Source organism: Pradoshia sp. D12 (assembly GCF_008935075.1).
Classification (GTDB): Bacteria; Bacillota; Bacilli; order Bacillales; family Pradoshiaceae; genus Pradoshia.
Window position 1 is genome coordinate 922,287 of sequence record NZ_CP044545.1, and the last position, 22,111, is coordinate 944,397.

Annotated in this window: 21 protein-coding genes; 16 read left to right on the plus strand and 5 right to left on the minus strand. The window is 36.8% G+C overall.

Annotated features, from left to right (window positions below):
- Positions 1-37 precede the first annotated feature (37 nt).
- The 6 genes from F7984_RS04545 (at position 38) to F7984_RS04575 (ending at position 4,639) form a co-directional block, all read left to right on the plus strand.
- Positions 38-394 carry a YisL family protein gene (locus F7984_RS04545; protein WP_066101632.1) on the plus strand — a complete coding sequence of 119 codons (357 nt, stop codon included), beginning with the start codon at positions 38-40 and terminating at the stop codon, positions 392-394.
- Positions 395-517: 123 nt separating this feature from the next.
- Positions 518-1,366: a GNAT family N-acetyltransferase gene (locus F7984_RS04550; RefSeq protein ID WP_175354224.1), complete on the plus strand. Its 849-nt coding sequence runs from the start codon at positions 518-520 to the stop codon at positions 1,364-1,366.
- Positions 1,367-1,602: 236 nt separating this feature from the next.
- Positions 1,603-2,295: a copper homeostasis protein CutC gene (locus tag F7984_RS04555; protein WP_140461142.1), complete on the plus strand. Its 693-nt coding sequence runs from the start codon at positions 1,603-1,605 to the stop codon at positions 2,293-2,295.
- A gap of 433 nt (positions 2,296-2,728) precedes the next feature.
- Complete coding sequence (locus F7984_RS04565; protein WP_140461143.1) at positions 2,729-3,289, plus strand: DUF2238 domain-containing protein; 561 nt, start codon at positions 2,729-2,731, stop codon at positions 3,287-3,289.
- Between the two features lie 196 nt (positions 3,290-3,485).
- Positions 3,486-4,019: a DNA topology modulation protein gene (locus F7984_RS04570; protein WP_140461144.1), complete on the plus strand. Its 534-nt coding sequence runs from the start codon at positions 3,486-3,488 to the stop codon at positions 4,017-4,019.
- Between the two features lie 83 nt (positions 4,020-4,102).
- Positions 4,103-4,639 (plus strand): DUF1572 family protein, encoded by a 537-nt coding sequence (locus F7984_RS04575; RefSeq protein ID WP_140461145.1) that lies wholly within the window; start codon positions 4,103-4,105, stop codon positions 4,637-4,639.
- Positions 4,640-4,815: 176 nt separating this feature from the next.
- Here the strand turns inward: F7984_RS04575 and F7984_RS04580 are convergent, their stop codons facing one another.
- The gene (locus F7984_RS04580) at positions 4,816-5,385 is read right to left on the minus strand and encodes a DUF2777 family protein (protein WP_066101611.1); all 570 of its coding nucleotides are present in this window, start codon (positions 5,383-5,385) and stop codon (positions 4,816-4,818) included.
- Between the two features lie 221 nt (positions 5,386-5,606).
- On the opposite strand from F7984_RS04580, the gene asnB reads away from it, so the two are divergent.
- From asnB to F7984_RS04600, 4 genes are all read left to right on the plus strand, one after another.
- Positions 5,607-7,457, plus strand: a complete 1,851-nt coding sequence (asnB, locus tag F7984_RS04585) for an asparagine synthase (glutamine-hydrolyzing) (RefSeq protein ID WP_140461146.1) — start codon at positions 5,607-5,609, stop codon at positions 7,455-7,457.
- 130 nt (positions 7,458-7,587) lie between these two features.
- Complete coding sequence (locus tag F7984_RS04590; RefSeq protein WP_066101605.1) at positions 7,588-7,794, plus strand: helix-turn-helix transcriptional regulator; 207 nt, start codon at positions 7,588-7,590, stop codon at positions 7,792-7,794.
- The gene (locus tag F7984_RS04595) at positions 7,791-8,198 is read left to right on the plus strand and encodes a hypothetical protein (RefSeq protein WP_066101603.1); all 408 of its coding nucleotides are present in this window, start codon (positions 7,791-7,793) and stop codon (positions 8,196-8,198) included. Before F7984_RS04590 ends, F7984_RS04595 begins: the two co-directional genes overlap by 4 nt.
- A gap of 109 nt (positions 8,199-8,307) precedes the next feature.
- On the plus strand, positions 8,308-9,234 hold the full coding sequence (locus tag F7984_RS04600) for an aminoglycoside phosphotransferase family protein (RefSeq protein WP_225983661.1): 927 nt from the start codon (positions 8,308-8,310) through the stop codon (positions 9,232-9,234).
- A 122-nt stretch (positions 9,235-9,356) separates the two neighbouring features.
- On the opposite strand, the gene F7984_RS04605 is transcribed toward F7984_RS04600, so the two are convergent.
- The 3 genes from F7984_RS04605 to F7984_RS04620 all read right to left on the minus strand — a co-directional run bounded on the left by F7984_RS04605 (position 9,357) and on the right by F7984_RS04620 (position 12,749).
- Positions 9,357-9,839 (minus strand): endolytic transglycosylase MltG, encoded by a 483-nt coding sequence (locus F7984_RS04605; protein WP_140461147.1) that lies wholly within the window; start codon positions 9,837-9,839, stop codon positions 9,357-9,359.
- Complete coding sequence (locus F7984_RS04610; protein WP_066101598.1) at positions 9,829-10,212, minus strand: hypothetical protein; 384 nt, start codon at positions 10,210-10,212, stop codon at positions 9,829-9,831. The genes F7984_RS04605 and F7984_RS04610 overlap by 11 nt, the downstream gene beginning before the upstream one ends.
- 794 nt (positions 10,213-11,006) lie before the next feature.
- Positions 11,007-12,749: a glycoside hydrolase family 13 protein gene (locus F7984_RS04620; protein WP_066101596.1), complete on the minus strand. Its 1,743-nt coding sequence runs from the start codon at positions 12,747-12,749 to the stop codon at positions 11,007-11,009.
- 334 nt (positions 12,750-13,083) lie between these two features.
- On the opposite strand from F7984_RS04620, the gene F7984_RS04625 reads away from it, so the two are divergent.
- The 6 genes from F7984_RS04625 (at position 13,084) to F7984_RS04650 (ending at position 21,053) form a co-directional block, all read left to right on the plus strand.
- On the plus strand, positions 13,084-14,349 hold the full coding sequence (locus F7984_RS04625; protein ID WP_066101595.1) for an extracellular solute-binding protein: 1,266 nt from the start codon (positions 13,084-13,086) through the stop codon (positions 14,347-14,349).
- 196 nt (positions 14,350-14,545) lie between these two features.
- Complete coding sequence (locus F7984_RS04630) at positions 14,546-15,835, plus strand: carbohydrate ABC transporter permease (RefSeq protein WP_066101593.1); 1,290 nt, start codon at positions 14,546-14,548, stop codon at positions 15,833-15,835.
- Complete coding sequence (locus tag F7984_RS04635; RefSeq protein ID WP_066101590.1) at positions 15,835-16,680, plus strand: sugar ABC transporter permease; 846 nt, start codon at positions 15,835-15,837, stop codon at positions 16,678-16,680. The genes F7984_RS04630 and F7984_RS04635 overlap by 1 nt, the downstream gene beginning before the upstream one ends.
- Before the next feature lie 36 nt (positions 16,681-16,716).
- The gene (locus F7984_RS04640; protein ID WP_139891449.1) at positions 16,717-18,258 is read left to right on the plus strand and encodes an alpha-amylase family glycosyl hydrolase; all 1,542 of its coding nucleotides are present in this window, start codon (positions 16,717-16,719) and stop codon (positions 18,256-18,258) included.
- Between the two features lie 77 nt (positions 18,259-18,335).
- Positions 18,336-20,015, plus strand: coding sequence for a glycoside hydrolase family 13 protein (locus F7984_RS04645; protein WP_140461148.1), 1,680 nt, complete (start codon positions 18,336-18,338; stop codon positions 20,013-20,015).
- Between the two features lie 18 nt (positions 20,016-20,033).
- Positions 20,034-21,053 (plus strand): LacI family DNA-binding transcriptional regulator, encoded by a 1,020-nt coding sequence (locus F7984_RS04650; protein WP_066101581.1) that lies wholly within the window; start codon positions 20,034-20,036, stop codon positions 21,051-21,053.
- Positions 21,054-21,119: 66 nt separating this feature from the next.
- On the opposite strand, the gene F7984_RS04655 is transcribed toward F7984_RS04650, so the two are convergent.
- Positions 21,120-21,986 carry an SDR family oxidoreductase gene (locus F7984_RS04655; protein WP_139891448.1) on the minus strand — a complete coding sequence of 289 codons (867 nt, stop codon included), beginning with the start codon at positions 21,984-21,986 and terminating at the stop codon, positions 21,120-21,122.
- Positions 21,987-22,111 lie beyond the last annotated feature (125 nt).

Genomic DNA, 22,111 nt, shown 5'->3' on the forward strand with positions numbered 1-22,111 from the left:
CTATTATGTTGAATATTGCTGAAAGTGGGGGGATTTTATGAGCGGGTCTACTTATGAACATATTTTTATGTGGGTATTATCTATTGTTGTGTTCTTAGTATCTTTAAAAATGACAGGTAAAAATTTAAAAATAATGATGATGATTAATAGGGTACTATACATATTAATTATTGCAACAGGTATCATGATGTTAATGAATGTTTCCAATATTAGTGGTGAATACATCGCCAAGACGATTATTGGTGTTTGGGTAATCGCTGCAATGGAAATGACAAACGTGAAGCGATCAAAAGGAAAGAATCACAAATCTTTCTTCATCCAGTTTTGGATTGCGTTTGTTTTAGTGTTATTGCTAGGCTTTAGATTACCTATTGGTATTCAATTATTCGGATAAGCAGTGGCTCAGTCGATAGAGACTGGGCTTTTTTTATTTAATCTAATTCCTAATTTATTATAATAAAAGGTTTTTTCATTTTACTTCTAGAATTAATTTAAATTCAGAAGGGAGATGAAGTTCTTGAGATTTACGGAACGTACCTTGAGAATTTTTAAATATGCAGAAATAGAAGCCAAAAGGACAACTAATATCATTTATCCAGTTCATTTAGTATTAGGAATGTTGCTTGAAAGGACAGGTGTCTGTGCTGAGCTATCTATTAAGAATCCAGAACTTCGGGAGCTATTAGTTAAGCGGATTAAAGAAGTGTACTCGAATACTTACGAACATGGAATCAGTTATGAGCCCTTTAAAATGAACATTTCTTTATCGACTAATCAGGTGTTAATACATGCAAGTAACCGAATGAAACGCTTTAACCAGATTTATTTAAATGAAGGACATCTTTCTGATGCAATATTTAAAAGTAAGGATTTTTCAACCTATTCCATATTGGATGGCTTAGATGTTTCCAGCATACTTGGAATAATGTCTTCCCCGAGAGATATGGCTGTTCCTCTGAAGGATTATGAATTCCTAAGTATTTTAACAAGTAATATAAATTATCGGAAAGCGGAGCCAAATGATGCCGCATCGTTAAAAGTCTTTGTGGAAAGTGAATTTGGAGCTAGGTGGCTAGACTCAATTGAAAATGGGTTTTTAAAAGATAATATTCCTATTTTCATCGCTTTAGACGATAACCAAATTATTGGATTCGCTTGCTTTGATGTAGTAAGAAAAAGGAAGGGATTGTTCGGTCCGATGGGTACTACTCTATCAAATCGAGTCCAAGGAATAGGATTCATTCTCCTTCATCATTGTTTAAGAGAGATGCAGGAAATAGGCTATGAATATGCAATCATCGGGCAGGCTGGACCACTGGAATTTTATGAAAAAGCGTGCAATGCTGTCGTGATTCCAAGGAATTAGTGACTGTGATTTTGAACTTACAGATACTTACAGAGGGAAGGGGTTAAACCTATATTTGTAAGGTGAAAACCCTTATAGTATTCAATCTTACTATTTAGACCAATGGTTATATTTTGATTGTTTTATAAAATAACGCTCGGTTCGTTTTGTTATAATGAAGTTTATAAAATAATAATTTTCTCTATAGGGATATCATCCCGTGGATTAAATAATGTGAACTAGCAGCAGGTGATAATATGATTTTGGAATGTATAGTGGAAAATGAAAAAGATGCCATTAAAGCAGAGCAGCTTGGATTTAACCGTTTGGAATTAGTGTCTGCCATGTCGGAAGGCGGACTAACCCCAAGTTATGGAACAATAAAACGTGTAATCGAAAATGTGAAGATACCTGTTCAGGTGATGCTGCGACCGCATAGCTATTCTTTTGAATATGATGAGTTCGATTGGATGTCGATGAAAGAAGAGCTTCAAGCCTTTTCAGATTTGGGTGTACAAGGGATTGTATTTGGCTGCTTGAGGAATGGGAAAATCGACCAGGATCTACTGGAGAAAGTGATAAAGGAAGTACCGCATTTTGATATTACGTTCCATAGGGCGTTCGATGAACTAAAGTCTTATGTAGAGGGACTCGAAGTGCTTTGTCAGTACTCCCAGCATGTAAAGCGGATTCTAACTTCCGGCGGTGAAAGAAGAGCCTATGAAGGCAGGGAAACACTACAGCAGCTGATTACTTTAACAGATGTATGGTCGGGTCCTGAGATATTAATCGGCGGTGGCCTGGTTAAGGAGCATATTCAGGAATTGCATTCATTCCTGAATGCAAAGGAATACCATTTTGGGTCAGGGGTCCGAAAAGACCGTTCTTTTGCCAATGGGTTCGACACCGAAAAAATAGAGTACTTACTCGAGTTATTTGGAAGAAAGTGATGGGAGAAAAGACCGGTTTTAAATGGAAAACTTACGATTAAATTCGCTTGAAGGTGAGATAAACAAGAAAAATTACCTGAGAATTAACAATACAGATTTAAGTGCAGAACAAGTTGCCCAAAAGATAAAAAAACACTTCAAATTATAAAGTGTTCTTTTCATCAAATGGTAGTTTCATATCTATTTAATAGGATAGAAGCATTTTGCTATGTTAGTGAAGTGTGTGAATATCATGTAGCATAGCGGTGTTCATATTAATTTTCTTACCAAAACAATGAGTAATGTTAATTGAGCTAGTTGTTCAGATGGATCATACTTGATGCTGCCGCCAAATGTGCGGCATTTTTTATTTATTAGAATATAAAACGCATCCATACATACAGCATATTTTATTACTAAATATACTTTTTTGACAGCGAGAGGAGAAACAGTGATGCATAGAATTAAAATCGAAACAATCACGTTTTGGATAGTTACACTGTTAATGGGGGCTGCAACGATAATAATGTTCATAGAAGGTGACAGTACGAAAGGATTTATGGGTATTTTAACTTGTATGAGCTTAGTAGTCTTAGGAGGTTGGCAATGGAAAGCAAAAAAGCCGCTTGACGGGCCGCTTATGATGATGACGTATATATTTATTTTCATTTCAGTTGGAATTGGTACATTTGGCGGAGGGTACGCGATTAAGCACTTTGATGATTTCCTTCATGTTACCTCCGGGATTTGGCTTGGGTATGCAGCATTGGTACTAACTAGGCAGATAATTGGTGAGGAGCTTACACAAAAATTGCCGAAAGCGTTTCTGGCTAGTCTCATGGTTATCTTTGCGCTTTGTCTAGCTGGTGCATGGGAGCTGCTCGAGTTTGCGGGCGATCAATTATTTCATTTTACCGCTCAAGGGCGAGATCATAAGGATACGATGTTTGATATGATGGATGGATTGATTGGTGGGATTATTAGCGCAGTTTTTTACCTTATCATCAGAAAATAATAAATGAAGTCGGCCGCATGATTGTGGCCGGCATTTTTACTATTTTGGAATACTCGCTTGAGTTCATTAGATACGTTGATTTAAGAAGGATTAACACTAATTATGTTGAAATTATAATATTGAGGTTCGGTAATAGAAGAAGGATATTGTCTTTAGTTTTTAGAATTAAAACCTTTTATTTTGACAGGGGAATCATATGAAAAAAATCATGCTTATTGGTTCTGGAGGTTCAGGGAAATCAACTTTAGCAAGACAACTAGGTGAAAAGTTGAATATAAATGTCTATCATCTTGATTCATTATTTTGGAAACCTAAATGGGTAGGCGTTCCTAAAGAGGAACAAATACAGGTTCAATATGAGTTAGTAACAAAAGAATATTGGATTATTGATGGTAATTACAGTAGCACGATGGATATAAGGATAAATGCAGCCGATACGATAATCTTTCTTGATATACCGAGAACAATCTGCATTTACAGAGCATTTAAAAGAATGTTCCAATATCAAAATAAAACAAGACCAGATATGGGAGAAGGCTGTGAGGAGAGATTTTCTTTCGAGTTTTTAAAATGGATCTGGGAATATCCAAAAAAGCAAAAAACCAAAACGGTATCTGTAAGTGCAGTAATTAAGATGATAATGAATAGCTTATATGTAAAAGTTGGATGGATGGGATGGTGTCTATTCTCTTTCCGCAGCATAGAAAACTTTTTTATTGATATTGGTTAAATTGTTCAAAGTAGATTTTAAACAAGAATATGCTTACGGTTAATGAAAGAAAATTTCCTGACTTATGATGTGGGAGGATACTGATGAGTATGGAGACTGAGTATTTAAGGATTATTAAGGAACGATTTAAAAGTGTTAAAAGTCTTGGAGATAAAGCAGTTTCACAATTATCAGAAGAAGATATACATTGGGCTTTAAATGAGGAATCCAATAGTGTAGCTGTTATCGTACAGCATTTAAGCGGCAATATGGTATCTAGATGGACCGATTTCTTGAATTCGGATGGAGAGAAGCCTAATCGGAATCGGGAACAGGAATTTATAACTCATCTTTTAACAAAGGATGAAATGATCGGTATTTTAGAAGACGGATGGAATACTCTCTTTAAAGCATTACATAATTTAGGCGGTGAAGATTTATTAAAGAAAGTATATATACGTGCGGAAAGCCATTTGGTAATAGACGCTATTGAGAGACAATTAGCTCATTATGCGTATCACATTGGACAAATCGTCTATATAGGTAAACAAATAAAGAGTAAAGAGTGGGAAAGTCTTAGTATACCAAAAGGCCAATCAGAAGCTTATTTGCAGCAAATGCTGAAAAAACATCAATCCTGAAATAGGGTATCCTCCTAATAAAACCCCTCTAAAAAGTAATTTGCCTATAGCAGACAGCCTGTCACTTGAAGTAAACAGTATATAACCTAAAGTGCTCACGAGCTGAAAGTACTTTAGGTTATCACGATTTAAAATGGATTGGAGATGTGTGAAAATGAAATGAGCTGCCAGTGTCCTTAATCCTTGTTCTTTACTAATTTTTCAATGATCATTCGTTTTCCAGTATTTAGGGTAAATTCAAAGCGGTTTTGTTCTTTGTTGTGCTCGTTAAAATGGTGGTGGACAGAGCAGATATAATCACCATTATCAAAAATGAAAAAGTTCGTGCCTGATGACTGGGCTGTAGATGAAAAGGATAATTGGTTATAGCCATAGATACAGTCATAAGCAGAGAAATCCATGCTGTTTAACGTCGTGATGAATTGAAAGAAAGCATCATCCCTTAATTCCTCCAGTAATCGTTCCAAAGAGTATTGTAAATTTTTTTTAATACGAACCTGGTCTTCATCTTTTATAAAAATAAGCTCTTTGCCCGATAAAAGCTTCCCGTCTTCTACTAATGTCCCTTTTCTCCAACGATTATTACGATAAATGGATATCTCATTATTCATATATTCCTCAAGTGGGTATGCCTCATCTGTTTCTTCATCGAAGAAGACCCATTGATCATTGATGTTTTCAAAGATTCCTTCTGTATATGCTCGCAGCTGTTTACTTAATAGTTGATTTCTAAGTTGATTTTTCATTTGTGCGCCTCCAAGTGCAGATAAAAGAGTCTATGTAGAACTCAAATTACTGCATATCCGTTTTGTAATGATAAAATTTATGGCACTGTTTTCTATTTCTTAACATAAGCATCTTCTTTTATAACCCCACCCCTTAAAGTTGGACAATTAACAACTTTGTGTAAGATGCATATCATGTTAGCAGGAATGGGCCATTTGCTTGTTTGAAAGGATGATGCATTTTGTGCGGTATTACTGGCTGGGTTGAATTTAATCGATCTATTGATCAAGAGAAAGAGATTCTCATTAAAATGACAAATACACTCTCAAAACGTGGACCGGATGACACGAATATTTGGGATAGCCAACATGTCGGTTTGGGACATAAAAGGCTCATTGTGGTGGATCCGCTCTGTGGAAAACAACCTATGATCCGTGAAAAAAATGGGAATCAATTTGTACTATGCTACAATGGTGAACTTTACAATACTGAGGATATTCGAAAAGAACTACTATTAAAAGGATATTCATTTACTGGCCATTCGGACACCGAAGTTCTGTTAACTGCCTATATAGAATGGCAAGAAAAATGCGTGGATTTTTTTAATGGGATATTTGCCTTTGCGATTTGGGATGAAGCCAAACAACAATTATTTGTGGCAAGGGATCGATTAGGGGTGAAACCTTTTTTTTATTCCCTGAAAAATGGCCAATTTTTGTTTGGTTCTGAAATAAAAGCTATTATGGCTCACCCGGCAGTCAAGCCGGTTTTGACAAGAGAAGGACTTGCAGAAATATTCGGACTTGGTCCATCTCGATCACCTGGTTCAGGGGTTTTTAAAAATATTCACGAACTCCGCCCAGGACATACCTTAACCTTTAATAGAGAAGGACTTAAAATTAACCGATATTGGAATGTGAAGAGTGAAACACATCAGGAGAGTCTGGATGAAACCGTAGAAAAGGTCCGTTTTCTAGTGACGGATGCTGTAAAAAGACAATTGGTTTCAGATGTTCCGTTATGTACATTCCTATCAGGCGGACTTGATTCAAGTGCCATTACAGCAATCGCAGCCAAGCAATATCAGATGGATGGGAAACCTGCTCTTAATACGTATTCGATTGATTATGAGGATAATGCTGCCCATTTTCAAGCGAATGAATTCCAGCCCAATGCGGATGGACATTGGATTGAACTAATGAATCAGGAATTTGGTACGAAACATCACTATTGTGTCATCAGTCAGGAAGAACTGATAAATAATTTGGGAGAGGCCGTAATTGTAAAAGATTTACCGGGAATGGCAGATATCGATTCTTCCTTGCTTTGGTTTTGCAGAAAAATCAAAGAGGACTATGTCGTCGGTCTTTCTGGAGAATGTGCGGATGAGATTTTTGGAGGCTATCCATGGTTTCATAATCCTGAACAATTATCAAACGATACTTTTCCATGGATGCGCTCTATCCATGAACGAAATCAATTACTTAGACAAGAATGGAGAAAAAAGCTATCTCTTGAAGAGTATGTAAAGCATAAATATCAAGAAAGCCTACAGGAGACACCTTTGCTTTCGGGAGAATCCGACTTGGAAACAAAAAGAAGGCAGTTATTTTATTTGAATATGACCTGGTTTATGACCAATCTATTGGATCGTAAAGACCGAATGAGTATGGGAGCAAGTTTAGAGGTACGTGTTCCATTTGCAGATCATCGTCTAGTGGAATATGCTTGGAATATACCGTGGGATATGAAAATGGCCGGTAACCGGGAAAAGGGAATTCTAAGGAAAGCCTTGAAGGGGATCCTGCCAGAAGATGTTTTATACAGAAAGAAAAGCCCATATCCGAAAACGCATAATCCTCTTTATACAAAGCTTGTGAAGGATTGGCTTGAGGAATTATTAGAGGATGGGGATTCCCCCCTATTCGAATTCTTCGATAAAGATCAGCTGAAAGCCCTTGTTGATACTGGAGGATCTTCATTTAAAAAGCCATGGTTTGGGCAATTGATGTCCGGTCCGCAATTACTTGCTTATTTGATTCAAGTACATTTATGGTTTAAGCATTACAATATTACTTTGGAGGATTCATAAGTAAAACTAAGGCTGCCTATATCATGGCAGCCTTTTCTCGTGCAAAATACGGTATAACTGAAGAATCTCGTTATGTAATTTATATTTTACATTATGGAATATATATGTTACTTTAACATCGAGGTGTATTATGGAAAATTTAGTAAAAGTTGCTCGTGTAAGAGTAGGTTTGACGCAACAGCAATTGGCTGAAGCTGTTGGTATTACAAGGCAAACGGTTAGTCTTATTGAGAAAGGGAAATACAACCCATCATTAAAGCTATGCTTGCAAATTTGCTATACAGTAAATACAAAATTAGATGAAATCTTTTGGATTGAAAAGGAGGATATTGAATGAAAAAGATTACAGATGAGAGGCTTATCTTCAAAAATTTACAAAATATTAAAATAGCTTATACCATACAAACACTTGGTATTCTATGTATACTTGGATACGATTTTTTTCAGGGCGGCCTTGAACAAATGCGTTCAAATCCTTTTTGGTTTTTATTTATATTAACTTCTGTTGTGTCTGCTTATTTATCAATGAGTGTAAGTATCGAACATGAGAAAGAAAACATTAATCCTAAAAAATCATTTATGATAAGTTTAACAGTATTGACAGCTATTGTAGTCATTTCTGCCTCTCTCATTTCAATTACACCTGGCTATGGATGGGGGGAAGGTCTGCTTGTAGGAGGTGTTATTTTTATCTGTGGTCTTACACCTTTGTATTATGTTTACCGGTTAAGAATGAAATAAGGAAATAATTTTGTAGATGAATAAGTATATAGAGATATGGTTTAGCAGCTTTATAAGGTCTAAGAAAAAAGTGATTCTACATAAAAAAACATGAGACGGAGGTAGTATATTGATCGATTTCTCTTTTTGCTTCAGTCAAACCGAAAGTGAGAAGATAATTAATCGCTTTGGGCTGGATTTTTATAAGAAAGTCTTGTTAGATCTTGTATATTATGCTGACAAGTGGGATTTAACAGCTATGCAATTCATTCCGTCTTATTCCGCAAAGGTAGTGTTTAAATGTCAGTCTAAAAAATATGGTGATGTGGTCCTGAAACTAGGTGATCCTTCTTTAGGAGAGATTGTTACAGAATATCATACATTATGTCAATATCATGCGCAGGGATTTTGTGGAGTAATTGAAGCGGACATTGAAAATGGTGTCATTCTTGAAGCCTGTATACAGCCTGGAACATCTTTGAGAGAAGAGAATTCACTTGGAAAAAGATTATCTGTTTTTTGTCACCTTTACAAAGGACTTCATATCTTCCCATCTAAATCTGTGGTTTATCCTAGTTATATGCAATGGCTCGATCGAATAACAAATTACATGAGCAAACAAAAAGATTGTAGAGAGCTATATTTATGTATGAAAAAAGCGAGAAATATTTATTTAACGATTTCAACTATGTATTCTGAAAAGGCGTTGCTTCATGGTGATTTACATCATGACAATATCCTTCTTGGTATGGATGGAGAATATATAATTATTGATCCTAAAGGTGTCATCGGTGACCCAGTGTTTGATGTTCCGCGTTTTATATTAAATGAATTTGATAATGAAAAAGATAGGAAAACGTATAAGAAAATAAACTATATCATTGGAGTTTTAGAAAAAGAGCTTACTATCCCAGATTCTATTATAAGACAATGCCTATATGTCGAAACTCTTATGAGCGTGTGTTGGTGTATAGAGGATGGTGGAGAATATTCAAGTGTTAAGAAAGATATTATATTAGCAGAAGCTGTGTTGAATAGCTGCTCTTTAAATCTCTGAACTAAATAGAAAGTTATTGGAGGATTAATCCATTATACTAGAAGAAAAACAGAATGAAACAATATATATAAAGCCGGAAACCTTCAGAGTAAATTTAGTCTCCAAGGCTCCCGGCCATTATATTACTTGAATATATGGTTAATGACTTCATCCATAGACATTGTACTATCCACTTCAAATACGCCAGGTTTCAGTTTGTTTTCCAACTTCCTGCTTTCGATCGTTTTCGTAAAGCTAGAAGCGTCTTTAATGATTTTTCCTTTAACCAACGCTTGAGCAACATCAATACTAGTCATTCCGCTAGCTACATTGATTACTGTTTTGTAGACAACTTGTTGATCCTGCTGATTAGAGTTTTCTTTTGCAGTTTGCTCTGCTTTTTGCAGTTCAGTGGAGTATTCGTCCTCTGTTTTTATAACATATCCCAAAGAAGATAGCTCATTTTTCATTTCATCTTCTGTCATTTCTTTAGTAACGGTATTTTTTGGAGATTCTGCAGCTTGAGTAACCGTTTCTTCCTCAGAGGAGGAAAAATATACGGCGCCGCATACACCTGCTGCCACAATGATCCCAGCAGCAAAGCTACTTAGAACTTTAGGCGTCATTGGCTACTTTCCTCCTTCTTTGGCTAGGGCCTTCGTATGGAGCAAGCAATTCTACTACTTCTTCCTCCGTAAGTTTGTGCATAGAGGCAATACTTTTAGTGGAATAGCCGCGCTTATATAAGTCTAGCATTTTCACCATAGCTTGGCGTTCTTCAGAGTGATGAGTCATGATACCAGCTTCCTGAGCAGTAACCTCTGCATTTAATTCTAGTCTATTGATTTGCTCCTGCAGTTTGTTCGTTTCATCGAGCATGACTGCATAATAACTTTCTAACTGCCTTTTTTCCTCTTTCGTTTGCTTCTTCATTTTCATAAATGCAATAAGAAGTAAAACGACAGCTGTACTAAATAAGATAATTAAAGCTATATTCATTTGTTTATATCCTCCTATAAAAATCCTCTATTTATTATACATATAAAAATAGCATTTACGACAGAAATTGCCCAAAAGAAAAAAATTTGTAATCTTCTTTTCAAAAAAAGTGCTCTTTAACAAGCGATATGGATGACTGTTATACATAACTTGTTATTTTATTGGTAATATAGTAAATATTTAGGTGTGAGTTAAAGCAGGTAAGTTATAGATAAGTTTCATTTAATAGGAGGAAGGCAATGGTTAGATTGGAAGAAATGAAATCAGATGAGTTTCAAAATTATCAAGTTATGCAATTAAAAACTATGCAAATGAACACGTAAAGGCTGGTAATTGGAAGGAGGCAGAAGCAATTGATCAGGCTGCTGCAGAATTTAAAAGGTTATTACCTGATGGAAAAGATACCGCTAATCATCACCTATTCTCTATTCGTGAGGAAGAGAGAGAAGTAGGTATGATTTGGCTTGCTCAGCTTTCAACGATTAATATTTGGAAGGATAATCAAGGACTTGGTTATGGAAAAGAGGCAATGTAAGAAATTAAAATCTTCGCCCAAAATCAGGGTCTTAACTATATAGGGCTTCACGTCTTTGGTCACAATAAGTGGGCACGAGATTTATATGAGAAATTAGGATATATAGAAACGGATATTATCATGAGGAAAAAATTAAGATAAAAACAGTCCTTAAGTGGATTATTTGTATCTATGGTAAGTTTTATGGAGATAATTGCTGAAGAATGGAAAGCATTTTGTTGAAAAAAGCCGCCCAAAAACAGGCGGCTTTATAGATACTTTATTTAGAAACAGAAAGAATCGTATATCCGTCTTCAGAAAGTGTAAGCTGACCTTTATCATTCCATTGACTTTTAGAATCCATGTAAAGTGGCTTAGCACTCTTCCATTCTTTCAAAGAAATAGACTTTGATTGTTTGCCAAGATTAATGCACACATAGGCAAGAGATTCAGAGCTTTCTCTTTTATACATAACTACATCAGGATCATGAGCTACAAAGAGAAGATCACCTTCATTGGCGAGGACCTTATGATCTTTACGTAAGTTAATTAAGGATTGCACATGCTTACGAAGCTCGAGGTCTTGATTTTTGTCCTCCCAAGGCATACATTTACGGCAGCCCGGATCATCTTCACCATCTAGTCCAATTTCATCGCCATAATAAATGCATGGCGTTCCCGTAAAGGTAAGTAATATCGTGAAAATTTGTTTGATTTTATCAAGATTACCTTCACATTCTGTTAAAATCCTAGGTGTGTCATGGCTTCCGATTAAATTGAAGGCCGCCATATTCACAATATGTGGATACATATGATAAACCTTCGTCATTTTTTCAGCAAACTGTGTAGGTGTGATGGTGTTTTTGGCGAAAATTTCCAAGATTGCAGTTAAGAATGGATAGTTCATTACAGCATCAAATTGGTCTCCACGCAGCCACGGCATGGAATCATGCCAAATTTCGCCGAGTATGTATGCATCCTCTTTTTCAGATCTGACTGCTTTACGGAAATCACGCCAGAAATCAAAATCTACTTCATTGGCTACATCTAGTCTCCAGCCATCAATATTGCATTCACGGATCCAATACTTAGCCACATTTAGCAAGTATTCTTTTACTTCTGGATTCTTTGTATTTAATTTTGGCATTGTTTCTACAAAACCAAAGGCATCATAGTTGAGATTTTCTTCAACCATTGGAAGGCTGCGCGTATGGAACCAATCCTTATACTTGGAATCTTCTCCTTTTTCTAATACATCCTGGAATGGCTTGAAATGATAGCCGCTATGATTAAATACCGCATCAAGCATGACCCTTATACCGCGCTTGTGGCTTTCTTCAACGAGTCGTTTTAATGTTTCCTTCGTTCCAAATTGTGGGTCAAGCTCCATATAATCAATGGTGTCATATTTATGGTTGGAATAAGCATGAAATACAGGGGTGAAATAAATTCCAGTAATGCCTAAATCCTTGAGATAATCTAAATGATCGATGACCCCTGCCAAGTCACCGCCAAAGAAATTGGTTGGTGTCGGTGCGGCACTTCCCCATGGCAAAGTACCTTTAGGATTTAATTTTGCATCCCCGTTTGCAAACCGTTCGGGGAAGATTTGGTACCAAACAGTATCTTTAACCCACTCTGGTGCGCTGAATACTTCTGTATGATGAAGATATGGTAAAGCAAAGAGAAGGCCGACTTTAGGAAGTTCCTCGTAAAAACCTTTTTCAGAATAATAGGCTGTTTTAGCATTCTTATCTGTTAAACGGAAAGTATAGCGAGCTCGGCGGTGGGGAAGATCAATGGTAGAACGCCAATAATCATACAGTTCATCACTGCCGGTATAGTCCATATTTTTTGCTTTGTAAATCCATTCACTGCCCTGAAAATCATAGGGATCACCATATAGTAACTCCATCTTTTCAATATCATCTTTTTTACTCATGATCATAATCGTAATGGAGTTTAATGATGAACTATACATAAATTGATCTCTTGCAAAGTGAATAACAGATGCTTTTTCCATGTAACCTTTCTCCTCTCAATATACAAGTGAATATTAATGCAAACGCTTGCGCCTTCTATTCATTAACTATATCAGTTAATGATAAATTTTCAATATCGAAAATTTCAGATAATAACAATGTGTTTTTACCCATAAAACGATGTAAAATAACTTAATAAATAATTCACAATTTTATTATTGTTAAATTTTGATAAATAAGTATAATAAAGGTGTTGAGTCTGCAATCGTTTTCATTAGAAAATTAATACAAAAATTATTATATTTGAACATCAAGTGCATTCTTATGTGCAAACGTTTGTTTACTTAGCGATATTATAAGAGGAGGGGTTGACCCATGAAAAAAGCATACTCCATGTTAATGGTGCTCATGCTCGTAATTGGCGTACTGGCTGCTTGTGGACCAGACAGAGAGAAAGAAACAGGCAGTAAGGAAGATACGAATACGGATAAACCTGAAAAACTAGTCATTTGGGAAGATACAGATAAAGGACCTGGCTTAGAGCCGGCTATAAAAGCATTTGAAAAAGAGCATGGAATTAAAGTTGAATATAAAGAAATGGGTATGGCAGATAAGATTCGTGAACAAATCAGATTGGATGGACCAGCTGGAAAAGGTCCGGATGTTATCACATTGCCGCATGATCAAATTGGTCAATTAGCTATTGAAGGTGTATTAGCTGAACTAAAAGTAGACCAAAGTGTAATCGATACTTTTACAGAATCTTCTGTTCAGGCACAAACCTATGATGGTAAATTATATGGCTTGCCAAAAGCTACTGAAACACCAGTCTTTATTTATAACAAGAAACTTATGGAAAAACCGCCTGCAACAATGGATGAATTATATACATTTGCAAAAGAGAACACAAAAGGCAAAACATATGGATTTACAGCTAAATGGGATGATTTTTATCATGCATATGGTGTAATTGGCGGTATGGGTGGTTATGTGTTTGGAGAAAAAGATGGATCTCTAAACCGTGATGATTTAGGACTAAATAATGAAGGTGCAATTGAAGGCGCTGAATTTATTGCTAAATGGTATAAAGAAGGCCTGTTCCCTAAAGGGATTATTGGAGAAAGCGGCGGTTCAGCACAGGATGGTTTATTTAATGAAGGAAAACTGGCTTCCGTACAAAATGGACCTTGGGCTTTCCAAGGATATAAAGATGCAGGTATAGATATTGGAGCAACTGCATTGCCGACACTTCCAAATGGAGAACACATGAAAACCTTCATGGGTGTTAAAGGATGGCACGTGTCAGCTTACTCTAAAAATACAGATTGGGCTACTAAATTGGTTGAACACTTAACTAATTATGATAGCGCGAAAGTTCGTTATGAAAAAACACAGGAGATTCCTCCGGTTAAAAAATTGATTGAAGATCCAATTATTGCTGACAATGAATTTTCTAAAGCAGTAGCAGAGCAATCCCAATATGCGATTCCAATGCCTAATATACCAGAAATGGGAGAAGTTTGGTCCCCGATGGCAGCGGCTTTAGAGACAATCGCAACTGGTAAAGCAGATGCTAAATCTGCAATGGATGAGGCAGCGAAGACAATCAAAACAAATATTGATACCAACCATAAAAAATAATGCTAGGTAAGGGTTAGGCGGTATCCAATTATTCTGGATATGGCCTATCCTTTTATAACAAGGTATTGGTTATATTGCATTTTAGTGAAAACTCGGGAAGAGACTTTCTCTTTGTTCATCTTCCCTTTAGAAAGTTTGTTTCTGGGCTTTCACAGAATATAGCCAATTCTTTTCGTAGAAAGGGGAAAAACCCACGATGGATATAATTCCTGCTCAAACAAAAACCAACTATGCTAAAAAGGCTGCTTTATTTTCGATTATTCCAGGGTTTGGACAGTTTTTTAATAAACAATACATAAAAGGAATTATCTTTCTTATTTTGACAGCCTCTTTTTTTATTGCTTTTGCAGATATGTTAAATATTGGATTTTGGGGATTGGTCACTTTAGGTGAAATTCCGAAGCTTGATCATTCTGTTATTTTATTGATAGACGGCATTCTAACGTTAATTGTAACGATTATTGGTTTAGGTATTTACGCTTTTAATATTTACGATGCTTATAACAATGGTAAAAAGAGAGACCAAGAGATTGCATTAAATTCTATACGCGAGCAATATCAAAATTTAATTGATAATGGATTCCCCTATCTAATTGTTTCTCCGGGATTTTTGTTATTAATTTTCGTTGTTATATTTCCGATTATCTTCTCTTTCCTTTTGGCATTCACAAACTATGATTTGTATCATTCCCCGCCTGCAAATCTGGTCGATTGGATTGGATTTCAGAACTTTATTGATATTTTTAAAATAGAAATATGGAGAACCACATTCTTTAAAGTGTTTGGCTGGACTATTGTATGGACATTTACAGCAACGACTTTACAAATTGCACTCGGAGTCTTTCTGGCAGTATTGGTTAATCAGAAAGATTTAAAGGGCAAGGCTATCATTAGAACCGTCCTGATTTTGCCTTGGGCCGTTCCTGCCTTTGTATCCATCCTTGTATTTTCAGGTATGTTTAATGAATCATTTGGTATTATCAATACGACGATTCTTCCGGCTCTTGGATTACCTCCAGTGGATTGGATGACGGAAGCAAACTGGACAAGACTTGCTTTAATTCTCATACAGGGCTGGTTAGGATTTCCGTTTATTTTTGCCATGACAACAGGAGTCCTTCAATCTATACCGGAGGATTTATATGAAGCGGCCACGATAGATGGGGCTAGCTTGATGCAGAAATTCAGAAAAATTACTTTACCGCTCGTTTTGTTTGCCACTGCGCCTATACTAATCACACAGTATACGTTTAATTTTAATAACTTTAATTTAATCTTTTTATTTAATAACGGAGGCCCTGCCATACCGGGTCAAAATGCGTGGGGTACGGATATATTAATTTCGTGGATTTATAGATTGACAATGACATCGGCTCAATATGGAAAAGCTGCCGCAGTTACGATGATTCTTTCACTAATTGTCATGTCTGTAGCATTATGGCAATTCAAACGGACTAAGTCTTTCCAAGAGGAGGATATGATGTAATGAAGAGTTCAAAAAAGAATAAAATGATCCGCTTAACCTTATCTTATATAGTCATAGCCATCATGTTTGCCATTGTCATCTATCCAATTCTTTGGATTATAGGCTCATCCTTTAATCCGGGGAACAGTTTGTCCGGTTCAACGATGTTTCCCAAAAATCCAACGCTCGACCATTATAAAGAGCTATTTGATATGAAAAACAGTGATTATCTGATTTGGTACTTTAACTCTCTTAAAATTAGTATTATGACAATGATTTTAACGGTTATTACGGTTTCTTTTACAGCCTATGCGTTTTCACGATATCGGTTTGTTGGGAGAAAAAATGGATTAATGACCTTTTTGATTTTACAAATGATCCCGAACTTTGCAGCCTTGATTGCCATTTATGTATTGGCCGTTCGGACAGGATTGCTGGATACACATATCGGCTTAATTTTACTGTATGTGGGTGGACAAATTCCGATGAATACGTGGTTGATGAAGGGGTATCTTGATACCATTCCACGTGAACTCGATGAAAGTGCGAAGATGGATGGAGCTGGTCATTTACGTATCTTCTTCCAAATCGTCCTGCCTTTGGCAAAACCAATCATAGCGGTTGTAGCGTTATTCGCTTTTGTTGCTCCTTTCGGAGATTTTATTTTAGCGAAAATATTAATTAGCTCAAGTGATCAGTATACGATTGCAGTTGGTTTATATGAACTGGTTGGTAAGAAATTTGGAGCAGAATTCACCAAGTTTGCAGCAGGTTCGGTTTTAATTGCTATTCCAATTGCTACCCTTTTCCTATTCTTCCAAAAATACTTTGTTTCCGGATTGACGGCTGGCGGTACAAAGGGATAAGGTTATTTTGATGGGAGAAATAAGGGGGAAATTAGTATGTTAAAAAAAGTAATGGCCATTCTGCTGGCGCCGTTTATCTTACTTTCGACAATTCCAGTATCTGCGGAGGAAATAGAGGGAAGAGATTGGCAGGATGAGTCCATCTACTTCATCATGGTGGACAGATTTTATAATGGTAATACGAAAAACGATCATAGTGTGGACCTTGATAATCTTAATACATACCAAGGCGGGGATTTTGCCGGTATTATGCAAAAGTTAGATTATTTGCAGGAAATGGGCTTTACCACTATTGCACTGAATTCAATCGTTGAAAACACAGAATCAGGCTATCATGGAGATTGGGCTCTGGATTATAGAAAGATCAATGCGAATTATGGAACATTAAAGGAATTTAAACAGTTAGTGCAAGAAGCTCATAAACGTAATATGAAAGTGATCGTTGACTTTAATGCGAATCATGTCGGACCTAATCATCCATGGCTTAAGGATTCGGCAAAAGAAGATTGGTTTCATGAAAGAAAAGATGTGACCTCTGCAAGTAACCAGGAAGGGAAGCAGGCTGGATGGATAGATGGATTACCAGATTTAGCACAGGAAAATCCTGAAGTATCTGCTTACTTGCTGGATGCTGCGAAGTGGTGGATTACAGAAACCAATATTGACGGCTATCGCTTGAATGATTTGGAGTATGTTTCTGTTGATTTTTGGAGTAATTTCAGTAAAGAAATGAAATCGGTTAAAAATGATTTCTTTCTACTTGGTAATGGTACTATAGAAAATACATCTGATTTGGTTGGCCTTCAGGAATCAGGCATTGATGGTGTACTAGATAAACAACAAATGGAAGCGTTGAGAGAGGTATTTGCTAAACCGGATCAGAAGATGAATTCATTATTCACTATCTGGAATGAACGAATGCAAACGATGAGTCAGCCACATCAGTTGGGAGTTATGGTTGATACAGAAGATATACCTAGATTCACTAAGTCAATGCAGGATCATAATCAATTCCCTGGAACGAGATGGGAATTACTAATGACCCATATGTATACCATGCCTGGTATCCCAATGGTTTATTACGGATCCGAAATAGCCATGAATGGTAATGAGATACCTGATAATCGCCGTATGATGGATTTCAGAACAGATAAGGATTTAATTGAATATATTGGTAAAATAGCTGCACTGCGTAAAGAATATCCTGCTTTAAGGAAAGGAACTCTTGAACTTTTGAACGAGCAGGATGGAATGGCCGTCTACAAAAGAGAGTATGAAGACCAAATAATGATAGTTGCGATTAATAATAGCTCGAAAACAAAAACCATTCAACTTGATGCAGCTAATCTTCCAGCAAGTGAAGAGTTACGTGGCAGGCTTAATGCAGATATGGTCAGAAAAAGTAATGATACCTATTCAATTACTTTGGATCGTGAAACATCAGAAGTCTATTTGGCAGCAGAAAAAAGCGGCGTAAATTATGTATTCATTGCTGTAATCGTTTTAGTTAATATCTTGTTCTTTGGGTTCCTTTATTTGGCACGAAGAAAAGGCAAACGGCAAAACAATCATAATTGAACGAAAATGGAGGGATGTTATTTCTCTCCTTTTTTTTAATAATAATCATAGACTAGCATAAGTGAGGATGAAAGTGCTTGAATAAGAAATGGTGGAAGGAAGCAGTTTGTTATCAAATATATCCAAAGAGTTTTAAAGATTCCAATGGAGATGGGATTGGAGATTTACGAGGGGTAATTAATAAACTTGATTATTTAACCGAACTGGGGATAGATGTTATCTGGATTTGCCCTATTTATCAATCCCCCAATGCGGATAATGGTTATGATATCAGTGATTACCAAGCAATCATGGACGAGTTTGGAACGATGAAGGATTTTGACGAATTACTGGAGAAAGTTCATAAACGGGGTATGAAATTAATAATGGATCTGGTTGTTAACCATACAAGTGATGAGCACCCGTGGTTTTTAGAATCCAAAACATCAGTAGATTCACCTAAAAGAGATTGGTACATATGGAATGATGGAAGCCCTAGTGGCCCACCGAATAATTGGGAGAGTATTTTCTCCGGCAGTGCATGGGAATATGATGTGGAAAGTGGGCAATATTATTTGCATGTATTTGCAACAAAACAGCCTGATTTGAATTGGGAGAACAAGGATATGAGAGAGGCCGTTTATAATATGGTCAATTGGTGGTTAGATAAAGGGATTGACGGATTCCGTATTGACGCTATTAGCCATATAAAAAAGAAGGCTGGTTTTCCAGATGCAGCAGGATTAGATGATAACGGGATAAAAGGTTTCAAGATGTATACGGACCAGGATGGGATTCATGATTTCCTTCAAGAATTAAAGATGAAAACATACTCAAACTATGACATTATGACGGTGGGAGAAGCAAGTGGGGTAAGAGCCGAAGATGCAGACCCCTGGGTAGAAGAGCAAAAAGGTGCTTTTGATATGGTATTTCAATTCGAGCATTTGAGCCTATGGGAAAAAGAAACTGAAGTTGATCTCGACCTTGTATCATTAAAAAGAATCCTGTCAAAATGGCAAACTGTATTACATGGTAAAGGCTGGAATGCGTTGTTCATTGAAAATCATGATAAACCACGTATTGTATCCGTACTGGGAAATGATCAGGAGTATTGGCAAGAAAGCGCTAAGATGCTAGGAACTATGTATTTCTTCATGCAGGGTACCCCTTTTATTTATCAAGGGCAGGAAATTGGCATGACAAATGTAGCCTTTCCTTCTATTAATGATTACGATGATATTAGCATGAAGAATTACTATCAGTTAGAAACTGCCAAAGGAAGAGACTATCTTGAAATTATGAAGGTAATATGGAAAAACGGACGTGATAATTCCAGAACACCAATGCAATGGGATGATTCGTTAAACGGTGGTTTTACATTAGGAATACCTTGGATGAAGGTGAATCCAAATTACCAGGAGATTAATGTAAAGCATCAGCGTCAGGATTCCAATTCGATTCTTTCCTTTTATAAAAAAATGATTCGCTTGCGCAAGCAGTATGATTGTCTTGTTTATGGTGAATATAAGCTTTACCTTGAAGATGATCCTAATGTGTACATGTACTCCAGATTTACAGATGAACAAACCGCTTTAGTAATCTGTAATTTCAATAAAGATAGTGAAGCTATTACTTTACCGGTGTTCAATGGGTTGACAGGGGAGCTAATCCTTAGTAATTATAATAATCATAGTGAAGAAACAGACGAACAGGGTAATATCTATTTATCACCATATGAATCAAGAGTCTATCTCTTCAAACAGATCGCTGAATAGGAAATGGGGAACAATCGTATGGCGATAACGATAAAAGACGTAGCGAAATTGGCAAATGTGGCACCTTCGACAGTTTCCAGAGTAATTGCCAACAATCCAAGAATAAGCGAGAAGACAAAAAGAAAAGTAAGAGAAGCAATGGAAGAACTCGGCTATCATCCAAATTTTATAGCGAGAAGCTTGGCAAACAAGTCAAGTGAGGTTTTAGGAATCGTTATGCCCAAGTCTGGAGATGGATCTTTTTTAAATCCATTTTTCTCTACGGTTATGAAGGGTTTAAGCCAGGCTGCGCATGAAGACTTGTATGGCTTACATATTACTACGGGGATATCGGATGAAGGAATATTTAATGAAGTTGAAAAAATGGTACATGGCGGCAGAGTGGACGGAGTTATTTTGCTTTACTCTAAAGTTGACGATACCGTATTGAACTATCTATATAAAATAAATTTCCCATTTGTTGTTATTGGAAAACCACCAATGCATGACAGCAGTATTACGTATGTGGATAACGATAATTTTCAGGCCGGCAAGGATGTAGCCGATTATTTACTTGCGAACGGGCATAAGGATATCGCCTTTATTGGAGGGAGTGCCCATCTGGTCGTCACGATTGAACGGATGAGAGGGTACGAGGAAGCATTGAAGGAAGCTGGAATACCTATTTTAAAAGAATATGCGATTCATGAAGATTTCATGCTTGAAGGCGGTAAAGAAGCAGTCAAGCAATTAATGAATCTTGAAAAACCTCCTTCAGCATTGATAGTTGCTGATGATTTTATGGCACTTGGTGTACTGAACATGCTTGATGAAATGGATATCAGTGTTCCAGAGGATATCTCAGTAGTAAGCTTTAATAATGTCTTAATTTCTCAATTGTCAAAGCCTCCTCTTTCCTCTGTGGATATCAATATAGAGAAATTGGGGTATCAGGCAGTCAAATTGCTGATTTCCAAAATAAAGAACCCTCAGGGACCAACAATGCGTATGATTATTCCGCATCAATTCATTATTCGATCATCTGTTACAAAAAAATAAGGTACTTTTATAAAGAAACGGTGAAGACATCTTAAAGGTGTCTTCACCGTTTTCTATCTTTATCCATTATCCATTAACGACACTGCCGCCATTTACATGCAAGGTTTGTCCAGAAACATAGGACGAGTCATCACTTGCCAGGTAAACATAAGTAGGAGCCAATTCATCAGGCTGCCCAATACGGCCAAGCGGTGTATTTTGACCCCAGCTTTCTTCAATTTGCTCAGCAGAGAAGGATGCGGGAATTAACGGTGTCCAAATAGGGCCCGGTGCAACGGCATTCACATAGATTCCCTTAGGAGCAACACTATTGGAAAGGGCACGGGTAAAGGATACGATCGCTCCCTTTGTAGATGAGTAATCAATTAACAATGGATTACCCTGGTAGGCTGTTACACTGGCAGAATTGATAATCTTGCCGCCCTTCGGAAGATGTTTCATGGCTGCTTTTGCCATATAAAAATATCCGAATATATTGGTTCGGAATGTGCGTTCCAATTGTTCTGACGTTATGTCAGTAAATTCTTTTTGAACATGCTGTTCTGCAGCGTTATTGACAAGAATATCGAGTTTACCGAATGTTTCAACGGTCTTTTCTACAGCATTTATGCAAACATCTTCATATCCAACATCGCCTGTGATTAACAGGCATTTTCGGCCTTCCGCTTCTACAAGCTCTTTTGTTTTTTCGGCATCTTCTTGTTCTCTATCGACATAAAGAATAGCTACATCGGCGCCTTCTTTGGCAAAGTAGACTGCAACTGATCGGCCAATTCCGCTGTCACCGCCAGTAATAATAGCCACTTTATCTTTTAATTTCCCACTGCCTTTATAGGAAGAAGTAACGGTAATAGGTTCGGGATCCATTTTATACTGCAATCCCGGTTGTACTTCTTGCTCTTGTCCTGGCGCATTATTAAATCTTTCACTCATAACTGAATACCTCCTATATTTTTCATCTATGTGTATACTTTTCCACTGTTTGTTGAAACAAAACATTTTTCGTCATGAAGGTCGCTGAATAAGATTATATAGTCGGCGTCAAGTGAGGGGCGATA